Source organism: Mesobacillus foraminis (genome assembly GCF_004340465.1).
Taxonomy (GTDB): Bacteria; Bacillota; Bacilli; order Bacillales; family Cytobacillaceae; genus Mesobacillus_B; species Mesobacillus_B foraminis.
Map to the genome: position 1 here is coordinate 1 of NZ_SLVV01000011.1, position 16,261 is coordinate 16,261.

Here is a 16,261-nt window from a genome sequence, read left to right on the forward strand (position 1 = left end):
AAGTTAGTAGTACTTATATTATATCAAATTAACGCGGTGAATAGTTAAAGTAAAAGATTAAAAATAAAGGCTGTCGAGAGTTTCTCGACAGCCTGGAAGCGGCCGCTGCCGCTTTTTTGCTGTGTGCAAAAGGGCTGCTGCTTTAGACCCGGAAGCAACTTTCGCTGTCATCAATTAATAGGATGATAGAACTGTTTTATTTTATAGAAAAGGATTTGCCTAAAATGAAAGCGAATACGTCCTGTTCAGGAATAAAAAACAGGGAGGTATTTGTTTTGAAAAAACGAAGTGCTGTTTTGTTTTCTACCATTCTTGTAACATCAGGCCTTTATTTTGCTCCGGCTCCGCTGCCAGGCCAGTCAGTGGATGCTGCCCAGACTGAGGTGAACCCAAGCAGCAAGGCTTTTGACCAAAAGGTAATTGCCCGGATCAATGCGGAGCGGATGTATCAGGATGTTTATCATCTCACAGAAACGATTGGCCCGCGTGTGACTGGAACAGAGGAAGAGCAGCAGGCAGCGGAATACATTAAACAAGTGCTGGCTTCTTACGGATATAAAGTAGAAACACAGGAATTCAGCATTCCGGATAAAATGGTGGGCGATTTACATACGAGCGACCAGCAGGAGGTATTGGTGAACATCCCTGCCGGTTCGGGGGATACACCAGCTGCCGGCATCACTGCCCAGGTGTTCGATGGCGGGTTTGGAAGGGAAGCCGATTTCACCGCGGAGGCTGCAGGCAAGATTGCCCTGATTTCCCGCGGGGAAGGCCTGGCATTTAAGCAGAAGGTGGATAACGCACTTGCAGCGGGTGCGATTGGAGTGTTGATCTATAACAATGTAGACCAGCCAGGTCCGCTGAATCCATCCCTTGGCGGCGGGGAAGTGGCGATTCCGGTCGGCGGGATTACAAAGGAAAGTGGCGAAGTATTGCTGAAGGATATTGTGGCCCAAAACAAAACCATTACCCTCAATGTAAAACGGATTGCAAATGCAAAATCGCAGAACATCGTTGCGACAAGGAAGCCGCAAAAGGGCAAAGACCATGAAATCGTACATGTTTCCGCCCACTTTGACAGTGTACCTTTTGCGAAAGGTGCAAGTGACAATGCTTCAGGAACCGCAGTTGCCCTTGAACTGGCCCGTGTTCTTAAGAGCTATCCAATTGATAAAGAGCTGCGATTCGTCTTTGTCGGGGCCGAAGAAATTGGACTGGTTGGCTCGCAGCATTATGTCAGCCAGCTGAGTGAAGAGGAAATAGGGCGCAGCATCGCAAACTTTAACATGGACATGGTCGGGACGTCTTGGGAGAACGCCACAGCCATTTACATGAACACCCTTGACGGCAAGGCTAATATTGTGACAGAAGCTGCACAGGCCGCTGCCGAACGGATTGGAACTCCGTCAGAGCTGATCGTTTATCAGCGGGGAGCCTCTGATCATGTTTCCTTCTACGATGCAGGGATTCCGGCGGTAAACTTCATTCGCCGCGAACCAGGCACAGCCGCCCTTGAGCCTTACTATCATACTCCGCTTGATACCATTGAGCATGTAAGTGCAGAACGTTTAAAAGAAGTAGGAGACCTCGTCGGCGCCGCTGTTTACAGTGTAGTCAGGAAGTAACTTGCAAAAAGTGAAGCTGGGGGCCGGCTTCACCTTTTCTATATCTGGGGGAAAATTAACCAAAGGAATCCATTGGAGAGAGGATCATGGTACAGGGGGTCAATAGGACACAGCTCATGGACTAATTAATATAAGATGGAACCCCTTGATCTGCCAGGGGCCGTACGAATGGAGAATGCCGGCGCAAAAGAGGAGATACCCTTTTCTACATACGAAAACCCACCAATTCTGGTGAGTTATCGGATCATCAGCTTTATTGTTTAAAACGCTCATCATTCTGCCGGGCAAACGCGCCGCCTTCCCGAAGGGTTTCAGCCAGAGCGCGTTCAGCAAGCATTTCCATGCTCATTTCTTCTTTATACTGTTTTTGAGAAGACGTGTTTTGTTTTTGCTGGGAGTTTTTCTCGTCTGTCACTGCGATTCCTCCTTTCTTTTAGTAGTATGATCTTTTTATAAGGAAAAAAACAGAACCGGGAAGAACAAGCTGAACCTATAATTAATACTTTGTTTTTAAGATGGCCCCCCACTTATTCGCCAAAAAAAGCCTTATTTGGCAAAAAGGCACGTTGTAATTTGATTTATCCTGATGCAGTCGGTAAAATTAATAGTGTAAAAATATATTATTTCGGAGTGTGAATTTTTTTGGCTGAAGTGCCCATAGGTTGGTTTATTTTTTTAGGATTTTTAATTCTTTTATCTGCTTTTTTCTCATCGGCAGAAACGGCTTTCTCAAGTGTGAACAAGATCAGGCTAAGAAATTACGTCAGTGAGAATCGAGCAGGCAGTAAAAAGGCCTTATTCATTTCTGAAAATTTCGACGACGCATTATCTACTATATTGGTAGGGAACAATATCGTGAACATTGCCGCGGCGAGTATCTCCTCCAAGGTGGCAACCGATATCTTTGGCGCAAGCAGCGGGCTGATCATCAGTACGTTTGGGATGACAATACTGATCTTGATTTTTGGAGAAATTCTTCCAAAGTCCATTGCCAAAGAGAATGCGGAAAGCTATTCCCTGAGAATTTCGGGCGTCCTGCTTTTCCTGATTCGGCTTCTGACCCCGATCAATTATCTTTTCAGTAAACTGAAGTCATTTGTTTCGAGGACCTTCTCAAAAAATAATGAAGTGGTTCCCTCGGTGACGGAAGAGGAAATTAAGGTCATGGTGGATATCAGTGAAGAAGAAGGCGTCATTAATAAAAATGAGAAAGAGCTTGTCCATCGCTCCCTTGAATTTAATGAGATATTAATCGGGGAAGTGCTCACACATCGAATGGACATGATTACGATTGACATTGACCAGCCAATCGAAGAAATTAAACAAATCTTCCTGACAGAGCGGTTCTCCCGCATTCCTGTCTACAAGGACAATATAGATAATATTATCGGACTTTTATCAGAGCGGGAATTTTTCGCGGAGCTTGTACAGCATAACGAAGTCAATATCGAAAAGCTGCTGCGTAAGCCGATGTTTGTCGTGAAATCGATGAAGATTGCTGCTCTCCTGCCTGAACTGCAGAGGACGAAAAGCCATATGGCCATTGTTGTCGATGAGTTTGGCGGAACCTCCGGGCTGATTACACTTGAAGACATTCTTGAAGAGCTGGTAGGAGAAATTTGGGATGAACATGATGAGAAGATCAATATCATGACCAAGCTGAGTGACACGCTTTACGAATTTGATGCTCAGTACCCGCTGGACGATTTTGCCGAACTATTCAGTGTGCCGCTTCCGGAAACTGGCTACCACACCCTTGGCGGATGGATTTTTGAAAGCCTGGAACGAGTCCCTGCAGAAGGGGAAGGTTTCGAATATGAAAACCTGAATATCATAGTCCAGGAAGTAGATAACCATAGAATCCGAAAAATTAAAGTAGAGATTTTCAGGCCACTTGAAGAAAATGTGGGCGAAGAATAAAAAAAGAGCATCTGCCCTGGGCAGATGCTTTTTCAACAAAAGGGGGAATACATTACTAGGGTTCCCGCTTAAGGGGATTTTATACATCTGGTTTTGGAATTCCCTAAACACTCATCCCTTTTGACTTTTCCACACAGGCTGCAACTGCTTTTATGACCGCCGAGCGAAGGCCGCTTTCCTCCAGGCTCGCCACCGCTTCAATGGTTGCCCCTCCAGGCGAGCAAACCTGATCTTTCAGTTCGCCAGGGTGAATCCCTGTCTCAAGTACCATTTTGGCGGCGCCCAAAACAGCCTGTGAGGCAAAAGAATAGGCCTGCTTCCTTGGCATGCCCTGCAAAACAGCCCCGTCCGCAAGAGCCTCAATGAACATATAGGCATAGGCGGGAGAAGCGCCGCTGACCCCGCTAACCACATCCATCAATGATTCATCCACAAACTCAGCCTTCCCGAAACTCTCGAGAACGGCTTGAATCTCTCTTTTATCTTCCTCTGTAATCTGTTCATTACAGGCTACAGCCGTCATTCCTTCTCTCACAAGCACCGGGGTATTCGGCATGGTTCTCGCAAGCTTTACTTTCCGGCCAAAACGGGCTTCATTTTGCTGGATCGTCTGCCCGGCTGCAATCATAATGAGAATCGCATTTTCTTGAACTTCATCCTTTATCTGGTCAATAACTTGTGAATATAAGTCAGGCTTTACAGCTAAAAAGACGATCTCGCATTCCCTTGCAACCACAAGATTGTCCTGCGTAACGTGAATTCCATAAATCTGGTTCATTTCATCGAGGCTCGGCCTGCTGCGATTGGAAGCATAAATCTGTTCAGGACTGGCAATTCCCGATTTGACAATGCCGCCAATCATCGCTTTTGCCATGCTGCCGCAACCGATAAAACCAATTTTTCGATTCATCTTAAAATCCTCTCTTTACTTCATTTTCTCCTTAAACAGTGTATCACGAGGGGCAGAAAAAACGAAAAAGTGCTTGCAGTCCTTTTTTAGACAGGGAGCTGTTGTATCAGCAAATGCGGTGTGATAGTATCGTACTTAGCATGAATAAATAGGGGGCAATTTACGTGGAGTACGTGGATCCCATTAAAGATATCGATAAAATAATGGAAATGAAAAAGCTGTTAAGGAAGCAGTCGCAGCGGGACCTGCTGCTCTTTGTCCTGGGAATCAACACCGGGATCCGGGTGAGTGACCTGCTTTCGCTTAAAGTCGAAGATGTATGGGATGGAACAGACTTTAAGGAGTTTTTATATATAAACGACACCAAGCATGATGAAGTGAAGGCTTTTTATCTGAATAAAAGTGTAAGGACCGAATTAAACAACTATTTTATGCAGACAGATTTCAAGGGCTGTGATTACCTCTTCAAGTCAAAAAAGAATGACCAGCCCATTACTAGGCAGCAAGCCTACCGCATTATCCACAACGCGGCGATGGAGGTGGGGGTGACCGGTAAGATCGGCACACATACCCTTCGAAAAACCTTTGGATACCATGCCTACCGGAAAGGAATCGCCATCTCCATCCTAAAATCAATCTATAACCACACCACCCCAACTGAAACCCTCCGCTATTTGGGGATTGATCGGAACGATAAGCATCTGGTTAAGGTGGATGTGAACCTTTAGGGGGAAGGGATGGACCGGAGTATAGTAGCAGATAATCTTTAAGTGACATGCAGGGAAGAAGGTTGGACTTCGGGAATCCGGCGGGAATGACACTTGAAAGGTAAAAATGATCTTAAATCAATAGTATGGATAAAAGCCATCGCAGGTCCCAGCTTGCGATGGTTTTTTACTCCATATTCAATGGCGTGATTTCCAGTTCTCCGGTTCCGCGTACAACCTTTTTCATAAAGGCCTTTTCAGGGTCAAGAACACCCATTAAATGGCTGATGGCCTTCTCAGGAGCGACCTTCTCGCCGCATGTAAATCCATCTACAGCCGCATAGCCTTTTTCCGGATAAGTGTGGATTGACAAATGGCTTTCGGATAAAAGGATCAGTACCGTAGCTCCGATTGGTTCAAAGGCTTTTCCTTGAATGGCAACGATCTTTGCCCCGCTGGCTTCAGCGGCAGCTGCCATCTCCTTTTTCAAGAACTCTATGTCGTTAAGCTTATCAAAATCCACTCCCCAGAAATCGGCTAAAATATGGTTTCCTATTGTTTCATAGGTCATGGCTGTCCCCTTTCATTCCGCACCATTTCTTGTTCTTTGTTTACAATACCCAATGTCTATGTATTTTAGGCAAGTGCTTATAGCCGGATCCGTCGGCAAGTTGAGGACAATGGAAGCGGGGGAATAATCGTGGAGAAACATTTGTGAGTGTAATGGAATTCCGCGCCAATGCAGCGGCTATTGTGCCGAAATGTTTTTGGAAGGTATTTACTGGTGAATACTGTATGAAATAAAACAAACAATTGATAAAATAAAAGCACTAAGGGTCAGGCACGCATCAGTGCTTTACCGCGAAAACGGGGGTCAGGCACGCGTCGGTGCTTTAGCGAATGAAAACCCCAAAAGGAATGAAGATGAATGCAGCGGACGAAAATGCCTATCTATGAACAAATCGCGATTGATATTGCAAACAGGATTTATAATGGAAAGTTTAAGATCGGGGAAAAGATTCATGGCCGCTCCACACTGGCCAGTGAGTATAACGTATCTCCGGAAACGGTGCGAAAAGCGGTCAAGATATTGGAAGATGTAGAAATTGTGAAATCGACCAAGGGCAGCGGAGTGGTCATCTCCTCTAGGGAGAATGCGTTCAAATACATCAACCGCTTTTCCAGCCTTGCCAGCATCAAGGACCTGGAAAAACAGGTGAACAGCCTTCTGCAGGAAAGGAAGAGGCTGGACGATGAATTGAATCAAACCATCGATAAGATCATCGATTATTCCGGAAAGCTGCGCCATACGAACCCGCTAACCCCAATTGAAGTCGAAATCAATGCCGGGTGCAGCCATATAGGCAAGACGGTCTCTGAGGTAAAGTTTTGGCAAAATACTGGGGGAACCGTTGCCGGCATTAAAAGGCAGGGGGACATCGTGCTCTCGCCTGGTCCATATGCCACTATCCAGGAAGGCGACGTTTTGCTCATCATCGGGGATGAAAAGACTTATGACCGGGTAATGAATTTTTTGAAGGAGTAATTCGGGGGACGGGCGAGATTATAGTAACGCGGGGCGCATTGGCAGGTTGCTGTAATGGGCCCCTTTGTCACGATTTGGACACCGTTTTTTCAATAAATCAAAATAATCGATGCATAAGTAAAAATAATCAATCCATAAAAGCAGGGAATCAATCTATAAATTAATTTTATCGATGCATAAATTTGGGGGACCCGGTGTTTAACGTGGGAAATAGGCTGTAAGAAGAGGAATTTGTCTAGATATCGGATGTTAACAGCTGGAATATGACCAAGTGAGAGTAAAACGGGGCTAATCTATCTAAAAACCTGTAAAAAGTGACTATTTTTAAACTAAAAATCAACAGCTGAACCGAGGATGCACAAGGTGGATTCTGCCCCTCATTACAGCGACGAGTTTGGGACCAGGCGCAAAGGTCATGAGTCCATATGGGAGGCGCAGCCAATAAACCTGGAAACCACCGGCTCATTTCGCCAACCCAATAAGACAACACTCCCAAAAAAACTACTATACGAACCTTGCTCACACTTCACCCTAATAAAAAAACAAGGCGGAATTACTCCACCTTGCCTCCAATCAAGCCTTCTTCAACCAGGAATTCTTTTGCTACCTTTTCAGGTGATTCCTTCAGGCTGTCGACTTTATAGTTAAGCTCGCGCATTTTTTCTTCGGTCAGCTTGCCGGCAAGCTGGTTAATGACACCTTCGAGCTCTGGATATTCTTTTAAAGTATCTTCTCTTACAAATGGCACCGCATAGTATGGCGGGAAGAAGCCCTTGTCATCTTCCAGTACTTTGAGCTTGAATTCCTCAAGCAAGCCGTCTGTTGAGAAAGCATCGATGACATCTGTTTCCCCGCTGGTTAGTGCAGTATATCTCAATCCGCCATCAACCGCTTTTGTACCGGCGAATTCCATATTATAAGCATCGGCCAGACCTTTCATGCCGTCCTGACGGTTGGTAAATTCAATCGTCGCGCCAAGCTTCAATTCATTGCTTACCTTCGCAAGATCGGAGAAAGTCTCCAATCCGTATTTATCGGCAGTATCCTGTCTGACAGCCAATGTATACGTGTTGTTGAATCCAAGCGGCTTTAATGTCTTAATATTATATTTGCTGCTGAATTCTTTTTGGACAATATCATATACTTGATCAGGGTCGTTCATGGCTTCTTTCTTTAAAATATTGACGAGACCCGTTCCGGTATACTCTACGTACATATCAACATCGCCTTTGTTCAAGGCGCCAAAGACTACCTGTGTTCCGCCTAGGTTCAGTTTTCTTTCCACTTGCAAATCTGTTTTATCTTCAATCAAGTCGGCCAATACATGACCTAATACAACCGCCTCGCTGAAGTTCTTCGACCCGATCGTAATTTTATCCTTGGCATTGACCATCGGATAAACATAAGCCATTCCGATACCTAAAATTAAGACTGCTGCGGTAGCCGTAACGATTACCTTCTTGGCTTTAGAGCTACCTTTCGCAGGGGCACCCGATTTTCCTTGACGATTCGTATAAGAAATTTTCGACTCCAGACGTCCAACAATAAAATCGATCAAAAGCGCAAGAATACAAGCAGGGATCGCGCCGGCAAGAATCATATTGTTATCAACGGTAGAAACTCCAGAAAATACAAGATATCCAAGACCGCCGGCACCGACGAATGCCGCAATCGTCATCAAGCCGACAGCTGTTACGGCGGATATTCTGACACCTGCCATGATGATCGGGAATGCAAGCGGCAGCTGGATCTTCCGCATGGTCTGACTTTTCGTCAATCCAATCCCCTTGGCAGCTTCCAAGATGTCTGGTTCAATATTGGTCAAGCCAGTGTACGTATTCTTCACAATTGGCAAGAGGGAGTAGAGCACAACCATGACAATGGCCGGTGTACTGCCAATCCCTATAAAAGGAATCAGGAAACCGAGCAGGGCCAAACTTGGTACTGCCTGAACAACGTTCGCTGTCCCGATAATTGGTTTCGACAGTTGTTTATTTTTAGAAACGAGAATGCCAAGCGGCACCCCGACGACAATGGCAATCAGTACGGAAACAACACTCAAGTACAGGTGCTGTCCAAGTAAATCCAGAATCTGAGCATAATTTCCTTTAAGATAATTTAAAAATTCACCCATTAAAATGCCACCTCCAAATCAAGCAGCTGACTGCTTAAGGCAGACAGGATGCTGCTGCGGGTAATCAATCCAGTCAACTTATTTCCACTGTTCACCACTGGCAAATAGCCAATTTTATGTTCATTCATGATTTTAAGAACTTCTATCAGGTTATCGTCCTCGGAAACGGCGAAAACATTTTGCTCCATCACATCATCAATCAGGGAAGTCCGCTCCTGAAGCTTGATGTTTTTCAGGGTAACAAGACCGAGAAGTGTGCTCTGGCGGTCGGTCACCATCAGGCTGTCGACCTTGTTTTCCTTCATGATTTCAATCGCCTGCAGGACATTCCGTTTTGGCGTCACTTTGACAGGATTGGAAATCATGATATCGGCCGCCTTCAGCACCTCAGGGTTATTCCAGACACGGCGCTTTCCGATAAAGCTCTCAACAAACTCGGAAGCCGGGTTCTTAAGAATGTTTTCGGGTGTATCGTATTGCAGGATATTTCCGTCTTTTAAGAGGCAGATTTTATCGGCGATTTTATACGCCTCGTCCATATCGTGGGTAACAAAAATGATGGTTTTATTCAATTCCTTCTGCATATTGAAAAGTTCTTCCTGGAGGGAACTTCTGGTAACGGGATCTAGTGCGCTGAAGGGTTCATCCATCAGGATGATATCGGAGTTAGTAGAGAAGGCGCGTGCTACCCCAACTCTCTGCTGCTGTCCGCCGCTTAATTCCTTGGGGAAGCGGTGCATGTATTCCTCAGGGTTTAAGCCAACAAGCTCAAGCAGTTCAACGGTTTTCTTTTCGATTGCCTCGGGATCTTCGCCCTTAAGCTTCGGAATAAGTTCAAGATTTTCTTTTATCGACATATGCGGGAAGAGACCGGTGTTTTGAATCACATAGCCAATATTCCGGCGCAATTCAATCGGGTCAATTTTCGAAATATCCTTGCCATCAACAAAGATTTTACCGGATGACGGGTGAATCAGCCTGTTAATCATTTTCAGCAAAGTCGTTTTCCCGCAGCCGCTCGGCCCGATAAAAACAACCAGCTGTCCAGCTTCAATATTGAGGCTGAAGTCATCGATCACTGTCTTGCGGTTATATTTTTTTGTAATATTTTCAAACGTAATCATTCCATACCTCCTGTTAGTCTCTGTATCTCTCTAGTTAAAAAGTAACAACCCTATTATAACATATAAGTTGTTTGTTGTGAGAAATAACTTCCGGCTGTATAAAAAAGGAAAACAAATCAGCCGGATTTCTATGGATAAGAGGTTTATACCCATTAAACTACATATTTAATCCTAGCTTTGCTAAATAAGTCGCTTGCTTACCTTATGAAGAAAGTCTTAGGCAGCGAACGAGAAATGTTATAATAGAATTGTAATACCTGCATTCAAGGAGGCACCCATTATAAAAAAAGTTATTAAGCTTCTATATATAGCTGCCGGATTCTTATTTTTAGGCCTGGGAATCGTAGGCATCCTGCTGCCGGTCCTGCCAACCACTCCTTTATTGCTTCTGGCTTCATTCTTTTTTGTAAAAGGATCGGAGCGCTTCGAAGTCTGGTTTAAAGGGACCAGCATTTATAAAAAGCATCTCGAAGGCTTTCTCCGGGAACGGGCCATGACCTTAAGGCAAAAGATTACCCTTAATCTGTTTGCGGATGCCATGATTGCGATTGCTTTCTTCACCGTTGACATTCTCGCAGTACGGCTAATACTATTAGTGATTGTGATTTACAAGTATTATTATTTCGCAGCGAAAATTAAAACGGTCAAACAAAAACAGCGAGGTTGAAGACAGCAAGGACTGAACATTTCGGACTTGCTGTCTTTTTATGCATGTAGGCAAATATTCCTAATTTGCCAAGCATATATTCAAAGAGAAGGAATACGGCTGCTCCAGCTAGAATACATCGGTAAGGGCTCTTAAGCCTTTTTTAAAATGAGTGCGGGTTTGGGGGACAGATGGTGAAAGGAATTCGGTATTTCTCTTTAATAACACTGGCGGCTGTCACAATCGGCGTCCTGCCCCAGGCTGCAGCAGCAGAGGCAGACAAGCAGAAGCCGACCATTGAAGACTTTTTGGAAGAAGTGCGCAAAGACCAATTAAAATATGAAAAAGAAATGAAAGATAAAGAAAAGCTAAAGACCACCCTGGATAAGCAGCAGCAGAAGATCAGGGACGAAATCAGGAAGCTGGACGAAGAAGCTGCGAAGGTCAATGAAGACATCAGGAGCCTTCAGCCACAAATGAAGACTATTAATAATGAAATAACAGAGCTGAAAGTTCAAATTGATGATGCAGGTAAAATCATTGCTAAGCGGGAAATAGTGATTAAGGAACGCCTTCGAACCCTGCAAAAGCAAGGGAGAGGGATTTCCTATGTGGATGTCCTTCTTGGAGTGGAAGACTTTGGAGATTTTATCGATGCTGCCAAAGCTACCACTGCCATTCTCGATGCAGACAAAAGAATGCTGGAGGTCCATTACCGCGACCAGCAGGAGAAAGCCAGCAAAGAAAAGGAACTGCAGAAAAAACTGGCTGCCCTTAAACAAAACCAAGCCAAACTGGAAGCTTTAAAAAAAGAGCAGCAGGCTAAGGTGGCGGAAAAGAACGAGGCAATGGCCTCCCTAAAAGCAGACCAGCAGGAAGTGGAAGCGGACCTGCTTGATATATCCGAGGTTCAGGAACTCATCGAGGCGCAGGAAAAAGCCATTCTGAAAGAAATCGAAGAAAGGAAAAATCCAAAGAAGAAGGAAGAGCAGGAGCCAAAGGTAGAGCCAGAAAATAAGCAAACACCTTCCCAAGATAAAGAAGAAGCCGAGCTCTTCATCAAACCGACAACAGGGAGTGTTACATCAGAGTACGGCCAGCGCTGGGGCACCCTCCACGCAGGAATCGACATCGCCGACAAAACCGCTGACACCAAAGTCGTAGCCGCAGCAAGCGGAACCGTCATCCGGTCCTATTATTCCAGCACCTACGGGAACTGTGTGTTCGTCACCCACCAGCTGGGCGGCGAAACTTACACCACCGTCTACGCCCATCTTGAAAACCGCGTTGTTAAAAGCGGACAGCAAGTTCAACAGGGGCAGCTGCTCGGCTACATGGGCAACACCGGCCACAGCTTCGGCAAGCATCTGCACTTTGAGATTCATGAAGGATTGTGGAATATCACGAAGAGTAATAGTGTGGATCCAAGGGGGTATTTGAATATCTAAGAGTTATGCCTGGAGAATAATATTCTCTAGGTTTTTTAATTGGGATATTCTAGTCGAAATCTAATGGTGGATTTTGTCGATTGAAAGTTCTAAATATTTATCCACGTTACATTGACACAGACAAAGGGAGGTGGTATTTTTATTTTAGCAGATCGTTCTCTATAATGAACAACCTATTCTTTAAAAAAAGCATTTTGATCATGATAAATAAGTGTCTGCCAAACAGGAGGAACCCATGAGTGCAATAGCCGGAATCATCAACTTCAATAAAGAACCAATCAATCGAGACTACAGCCTGAATATGATGAAAGCCCTAGAGAAGTTTCCGGCTGATGATATCCGAGTATTCCAGAAAGATAATGTCTTCCTTGGATGCCATGCTCAATGGATCACACCAGAATCAATTGGCGAACCACTTCCATTTTACGATACAGAAAGGCAGTGTGCCATCACGGCTGATGCCATTATCGATAATCGCGACGAATTGTTCGAAAAGCTGCAAGTTGACCGGACCAAAAGAAAAACAATGCCAGACAGCCAGTTAATTTTGCTAGCTTACTATAAGTGGGGAGAAGAAAGTCCCAAGCATCTGGTCGGTGATTTTGCCTATATGATTTGGGATGAGAGGAAGCAGAAGCTGTTTGGGGCTAGGGACATATCTGGATACCGCACTCTTTATTATTACAATGACTCAAACGCAAATCGCTTTGCTTTTTGTACAACAATAAATTCAGTACTAACAATACCTTATGTTGAAAAAAAATTAAATGAATTATGGTTAGCAGAATATTTAGCTATTACAGGAACGATTGATAGTGTGGACGCTGTAATGACACCTTTTAAAGGTATCAATCAAATTCCCCCTGCACATACTGTTTCAATAACTATAAATGAGATAAAACTACACAGATATACCTCATTTTTTACAGGGGAGCGTTTAAACCTTAAGTCGGATAATGAATATGTAGAAGCATTTCAGGATGTTTTTAAAAAAGCTATTACTGCTAGGTTGCGTACACACCGTAAAATTGGATCTCAGTTAAGTGGGGGATTAGACTCAGGTGCAGTTGTTGGATTTGCAGCAAAAGCATTGAGTGAAATGAATAAATCATTACATACATTTAGCTATATCCCTGCGAGTGACTTCATAGATTTTACACCAAAAAGATTATTCCCTGATGAAAGACCTTATATAAAGGAAACAGTAAAATTTGTAGGAGGAATTTCAGATCATTATTTTAACTTTGATGGGAAAGACTCATACTCAGATATAGAAGATTATCTTGAGATAATGGAGATGCCGTACAAATTTTTTGAAAACTCATTTTGGCTTAAAGGTATGTTTGAGAAAGCTCATGAAAAAGGGATTGGTGTATTACTCAATGGAGATAGGGGAAACTTTACAATTTCATGGGGGAATGCACTGAACTATTATTCGAAACTTTTAAAAAGGTTAAAGTGGTTACGACTTTTTGATGAAATTAACAAATACAGCAAAAATGTAGGTGGTCCAAGGCTTCGAAGATTACCTGAAATTGCTAAATTGGGGTTTCCGGTTATTAATAAACTCCTTCAATCTAATACTAATGATATAAATCCAATTCTAATCAACCCAGATTTTGCCGAACGAACGGGTGTTTTAAATAAACTTAAGGATTACGGTTTAGATCAAACAGGGTGGTTGTCTTCCCCTAATTTAGATGAGCAAAGAAGAGTACTTTTGGAGGATATTTTTCCATGGAATGCAGGAAATACCCTAACTTCGAAACTCTCTTTACGTTATTCCTTATGGAAACGTGATCCAACAAATGATATTAGGGTAGTTCGTTTTTGTCTATCTTTACCTGACGAACAATATGTACAAAATGGATTAGATAGAGCTCTTATAAGAAGATCCACTGAATCATATCTTCCTAACTTTGTTAGGTTAAACCAAAGAACTAGGGGTGTGCAAGGTGCAGATTGGGTTCATCGAATAATTCCTTTTTGGGATAACTTTAAAGAAGAATCTAGAGCTCTTATTAACGATAAAAGAATATTAGAATTAATGGATGGTCAAGTACTTAGATCTGCCTATTTAAAGATAGAGGATGGTCCTAAGCCTGAAAATGATACAGATAATGATTATAGAATTTTAATGCGTAGCTTAATTGTATATCGTTTTATCAAAAAGTTCGCTTGAAAGGGGGTGAGAAAATGAAAAAAGAATGGCAGACACCTGAATTAGTAGTTTTAGATGTAAATAATACAATGCTGACAACTAAGGGTCAAAAGTTAGATAATGACTTCCCTTCAGGAACTGATTTAGGAGATTTAACTTTAAGCTAAAAAACATCTATTTAAGCAATTATTAGTATTTTGATAACGTTGCTTACTGTAGGAGAAAAACAATATTTTAGGGTATTAACTACTTCTCTAATAAGCCCTTATAGCTCAATGAGCATAAGGGCTTTTAATATCATATTAGGTACATTGGAGTGGGAAAATGTTAAGTATAAAAAATAAAACCTTATATAAAGCATTTGGTTTATCAATCAATAGCGAAATCCCTTTGTCCGATTTGTCACCATCAGAAAGTGGAGAGGGGACAGCAGACATTGAAGTGCTAATAGAAGATTTATCAAAACCATGGATTAAAATGACAGATAATCAAAGTCAATTTGTGGTTAAAGAAAATCTAGTAATGTTTAAAGTGCCTAATCTTGCGATTTTTGCCATTCAAGATGGTAAAAGAATTATTGTTAGCCCTGCAAAAAATTACGAAGAAGACATGATGCGCTTATTTATACTAGGTACTTGTATGGGTGCCCTATTAATGCAGAAGAGAATATTACCTTTACATGGAAGTGCGATTGCAATTGATGGAAAAGCCTATGCTATTATTGGGGAATCAGGTGCAGGAAAGTCGACTTTGGCTTCGGCTTTCTTAAAAAGGGGCTATCAACTTCTAACTGATGATGTAATTGCATTATCTATTTCTAAAAGTAGCCTCCCCATAATTACACCATCTTATCCACAGCAAAAATTGTGGCAAGAGAGTTTAAAAGAATTTGGAATGGAATTCTCTACGTATAGTAAGGTTTATCAACGGGAAACTAAATTTGCTGTTCCTGTACCAACACAATTCTATCGTGATCCATTACCACTAGCTGGTATTTTTGAATTAGTTAGATCAGAAAGTGAGAGCTTGGACTTAATAAAAATTGAAGGACTTGATCGGTTACAGACTCTGTTCAATAACACTTATCGGAATTTTCTAATTCCATCCCTTGGACTACTGGAATGGCACTTTAATATATCTACTAGTATTGTTAGCCAAACTAGGATGTTTCAATTGCAAAGACCCATTAATAGTTTTACCGCTCATCAACTGGTATCTCTCATATTAAATTGCCTAAATAAGGAGGAAAAATAAATGTTAAATACAGTTAAGCTATCATTGCAATCAAACGTTGTACAAGGTGAAGGGAACATTGTTAGTGAGATGGATGGGGAAAAAGTAATGCTTAGTATTCATAATGGAAAATACTACAATTTGGGTGAAGTAGGGGGAAACATATGGGTTATGCTCAAATCACCGATTCTTGTTAGTGAATTAATTGAATTATTGTTAAGCGAATATAATGTGGATTATAGCAAATGTAAGGCACAAGTAATGTCATTTTTAGAACTATTAACAAGAGAAGGATTGATTCAAATTAAAGAGGCCAAGGAAAAGTGAAAAAGGTTAGGATATTTTTATCGTACGATATGAAAACAAAATTATTATTTCTAGAAGCTTTTTTACTTCTAGGATGGGCTAGGTTTCTTAAAACCCTGCCATTTTCTAATATTGTACCTTCATTAGGTCAGCATATGAAAGAAACATCTTTAGAAATTAATGATTATAATAAAAAAACGCTTAAGAATGTCTCTAATGCTGTAAATATTATGAGCCGCTATACCTTATGGGAAAGTATGTGTCTTGTTAAGGCGATTGCTGCCATGAAAATGCTTGAAAAGCGAAAGATTGAAAGCACTATATATTTTGGTACGGCCAAAGACGCTAATGGTAATTTAATTGCGCATGCCTGGCTCCGCAGTGGTCCCTATTATATAACTGGGGCAGAAGTAATGAACCAGTTTGTAGTAGTCAGCAAGTTTGCCAAAAAGATTCAGAAATAAAATCATGTAGATAATTCAAACCATGATTCATTTTTAC

General features: G+C 42.4%; 16 protein-coding genes. 11 read left to right on the forward strand and 5 right to left on the reverse strand.

What is annotated here, in order from left to right:
* Nucleotides 1-275 precede the first annotated feature (275 nt).
* The gene (locus EV146_RS19455) at nucleotides 276-1,625 is read left to right on the forward strand and encodes a M20/M25/M40 family metallo-hydrolase (protein WP_241993977.1); all 1,350 of its coding nucleotides are present in this window, start codon (nucleotides 276-278) and stop codon (nucleotides 1,623-1,625) included.
* A gap of 253 nt (nucleotides 1,626-1,878) precedes the next feature.
* Here the strand turns inward: EV146_RS19455 and EV146_RS27170 are convergent, their stop codons facing one another.
* Nucleotides 1,879-2,040, reverse strand: a complete 162-nt coding sequence (locus EV146_RS27170; protein WP_158287148.1) for a hypothetical protein — start codon at nucleotides 2,038-2,040, stop codon at nucleotides 1,879-1,881.
* Nucleotides 2,041-2,267: 227 nt separating this feature from the next.
* On the opposite strand from EV146_RS27170, the gene EV146_RS19460 reads away from it, so the two are divergent.
* Entirely contained in the window at nucleotides 2,268-3,545 is a 1,278-nt protein-coding gene (locus EV146_RS19460; protein WP_132009780.1) for a hemolysin family protein, read from the forward strand.
* A gap of 103 nt (nucleotides 3,546-3,648) precedes the next feature.
* Here EV146_RS19460 and proC read toward each other — a convergent pair whose 3' ends face one another.
* Nucleotides 3,649-4,455 carry a pyrroline-5-carboxylate reductase gene (proC, locus tag EV146_RS19465; RefSeq protein WP_132009783.1) on the reverse strand — a complete coding sequence of 269 codons (807 nt, stop codon included), beginning with the start codon at nucleotides 4,453-4,455 and terminating at the stop codon, nucleotides 3,649-3,651.
* A 164-nt stretch (nucleotides 4,456-4,619) separates the two neighbouring features.
* Here proC and EV146_RS19470 point away from each other — a divergent pair, with 164 nt between their 5' ends.
* Nucleotides 4,620-5,183 carry a tyrosine-type recombinase/integrase gene (locus EV146_RS19470; RefSeq protein ID WP_121610120.1) on the forward strand — a complete coding sequence of 188 codons (564 nt, stop codon included), beginning with the start codon at nucleotides 4,620-4,622 and terminating at the stop codon, nucleotides 5,181-5,183.
* A gap of 166 nt (nucleotides 5,184-5,349) precedes the next feature.
* Here EV146_RS19470 and speD read toward each other — a convergent pair whose 3' ends face one another.
* Nucleotides 5,350-5,733, reverse strand: a complete 384-nt coding sequence (speD, locus tag EV146_RS19475; RefSeq protein ID WP_132009786.1) for an adenosylmethionine decarboxylase — start codon at nucleotides 5,731-5,733, stop codon at nucleotides 5,350-5,352.
* Nucleotides 5,734-6,090: 357 nt separating this feature from the next.
* Here speD and EV146_RS19480 point away from each other — a divergent pair, with 357 nt between their 5' ends.
* The gene (locus EV146_RS19480) at nucleotides 6,091-6,708 is read left to right on the forward strand and encodes a GntR family transcriptional regulator (RefSeq protein ID WP_132009789.1); all 618 of its coding nucleotides are present in this window, start codon (nucleotides 6,091-6,093) and stop codon (nucleotides 6,706-6,708) included.
* A 553-nt stretch (nucleotides 6,709-7,261) separates the two neighbouring features.
* On the opposite strand, the gene EV146_RS19485 is transcribed toward EV146_RS19480, so the two are convergent.
* Both EV146_RS19485 and EV146_RS19490 read right to left on the reverse strand, forming a co-directional pair.
* The gene (locus EV146_RS19485; protein WP_132009792.1) at nucleotides 7,262-8,842 is read right to left on the reverse strand and encodes an ABC transporter permease/substrate-binding protein; all 1,581 of its coding nucleotides are present in this window, start codon (nucleotides 8,840-8,842) and stop codon (nucleotides 7,262-7,264) included.
* Nucleotides 8,842-9,966 carry an ABC transporter ATP-binding protein gene (locus tag EV146_RS19490; RefSeq protein WP_132009795.1) on the reverse strand — a complete coding sequence of 375 codons (1,125 nt, stop codon included), beginning with the start codon at nucleotides 9,964-9,966 and terminating at the stop codon, nucleotides 8,842-8,844. The genes EV146_RS19485 and EV146_RS19490 overlap by 1 nt, the downstream gene beginning before the upstream one ends.
* A gap of 307 nt (nucleotides 9,967-10,273) precedes the next feature.
* Between EV146_RS19490 and EV146_RS19495 the strand changes: the two genes are divergently transcribed.
* From EV146_RS19495 to EV146_RS19525, 7 genes are all read left to right on the forward strand, one after another.
* The gene (locus EV146_RS19495; RefSeq protein ID WP_277873235.1) at nucleotides 10,274-10,633 is read left to right on the forward strand and encodes a YbaN family protein; all 360 of its coding nucleotides are present in this window, start codon (nucleotides 10,274-10,276) and stop codon (nucleotides 10,631-10,633) included.
* A 170-nt stretch (nucleotides 10,634-10,803) separates the two neighbouring features.
* Nucleotides 10,804-12,060, forward strand: a complete 1,257-nt coding sequence (locus EV146_RS19500; RefSeq protein WP_132009801.1) for a murein hydrolase activator EnvC family protein — start codon at nucleotides 10,804-10,806, stop codon at nucleotides 12,058-12,060.
* A gap of 235 nt (nucleotides 12,061-12,295) precedes the next feature.
* Nucleotides 12,296-14,242: a lasso peptide isopeptide bond-forming cyclase gene (locus EV146_RS19505; RefSeq protein WP_132009804.1), complete on the forward strand. Its 1,947-nt coding sequence runs from the start codon at nucleotides 12,296-12,298 to the stop codon at nucleotides 14,240-14,242.
* Between the two features lie 14 nt (nucleotides 14,243-14,256).
* Nucleotides 14,257-14,388, forward strand: coding sequence for a paeninodin family lasso peptide (locus EV146_RS19510; RefSeq protein WP_132009807.1), 132 nt, complete (start codon nucleotides 14,257-14,259; stop codon nucleotides 14,386-14,388).
* 157 nt (nucleotides 14,389-14,545) lie between these two features.
* Nucleotides 14,546-15,475 (forward strand): phosphoenolpyruvate carboxykinase (ATP), encoded by a 930-nt coding sequence (locus EV146_RS19515; protein WP_132009810.1) that lies wholly within the window; start codon nucleotides 14,546-14,548, stop codon nucleotides 15,473-15,475.
* Nucleotides 15,476-15,781, forward strand: a complete 306-nt coding sequence (locus EV146_RS19520; RefSeq protein ID WP_132009813.1) for a lasso peptide biosynthesis PqqD family chaperone — start codon at nucleotides 15,476-15,478, stop codon at nucleotides 15,779-15,781.
* Nucleotides 15,782-15,810: 29 nt separating this feature from the next.
* Nucleotides 15,811-16,224 (forward strand): lasso peptide biosynthesis B2 protein, encoded by a 414-nt coding sequence (locus tag EV146_RS19525; protein ID WP_132010303.1) that lies wholly within the window; start codon nucleotides 15,811-15,813, stop codon nucleotides 16,222-16,224.
* Nucleotides 16,225-16,261: the final 37 nt, after the last annotated feature.

Bases quoted from the DNA above. Each gene is read 5' to 3' on its own strand.
- proC (WP_132009783.1), bottom strand. From the start codon at position 4,455: ATGAATCGAAAAATTGGTTTTATCGGTTGCGGCAGCATGGCAAAAGCG.
- speD (WP_132009786.1), bottom strand. From the start codon at position 5,733: ATGACCTATGAAACAATAGGAAACCATATTTTAGCCGATTTCTGGGGA.
- EV146_RS19480 (WP_132009789.1), top strand. From the start codon at position 6,091: ATGCAGCGGACGAAAATGCCTATCTATGAACAAATCGCGATTGATATT.
- EV146_RS19485 (WP_132009792.1), bottom strand. From the start codon at position 8,842: ATGGGTGAATTTTTAAATTATCTTAAAGGAAATTATGCTCAGATTCTG.
- EV146_RS19490 (WP_132009795.1), bottom strand. From the start codon at position 9,966: ATGATTACGTTTGAAAATATTACAAAAAAATATAACCGCAAGACAGTG.
- EV146_RS19500 (WP_132009801.1), top strand. From the start codon at position 10,804: ATGGTGAAAGGAATTCGGTATTTCTCTTTAATAACACTGGCGGCTGTC.
- EV146_RS19505 (WP_132009804.1), top strand. From the start codon at position 12,296: ATGAGTGCAATAGCCGGAATCATCAACTTCAATAAAGAACCAATCAAT.
- EV146_RS19510 (WP_132009807.1), top strand. From the start codon at position 14,257: ATGAAAAAAGAATGGCAGACACCTGAATTAGTAGTTTTAGATGTAAAT.
- EV146_RS19515 (WP_132009810.1), top strand. From the start codon at position 14,546: ATGTTAAGTATAAAAAATAAAACCTTATATAAAGCATTTGGTTTATCA.
- EV146_RS19520 (WP_132009813.1), top strand. From the start codon at position 15,476: ATGTTAAATACAGTTAAGCTATCATTGCAATCAAACGTTGTACAAGGT.
- EV146_RS19525 (WP_132010303.1), top strand. From the start codon at position 15,811: ATGAAAACAAAATTATTATTTCTAGAAGCTTTTTTACTTCTAGGATGG.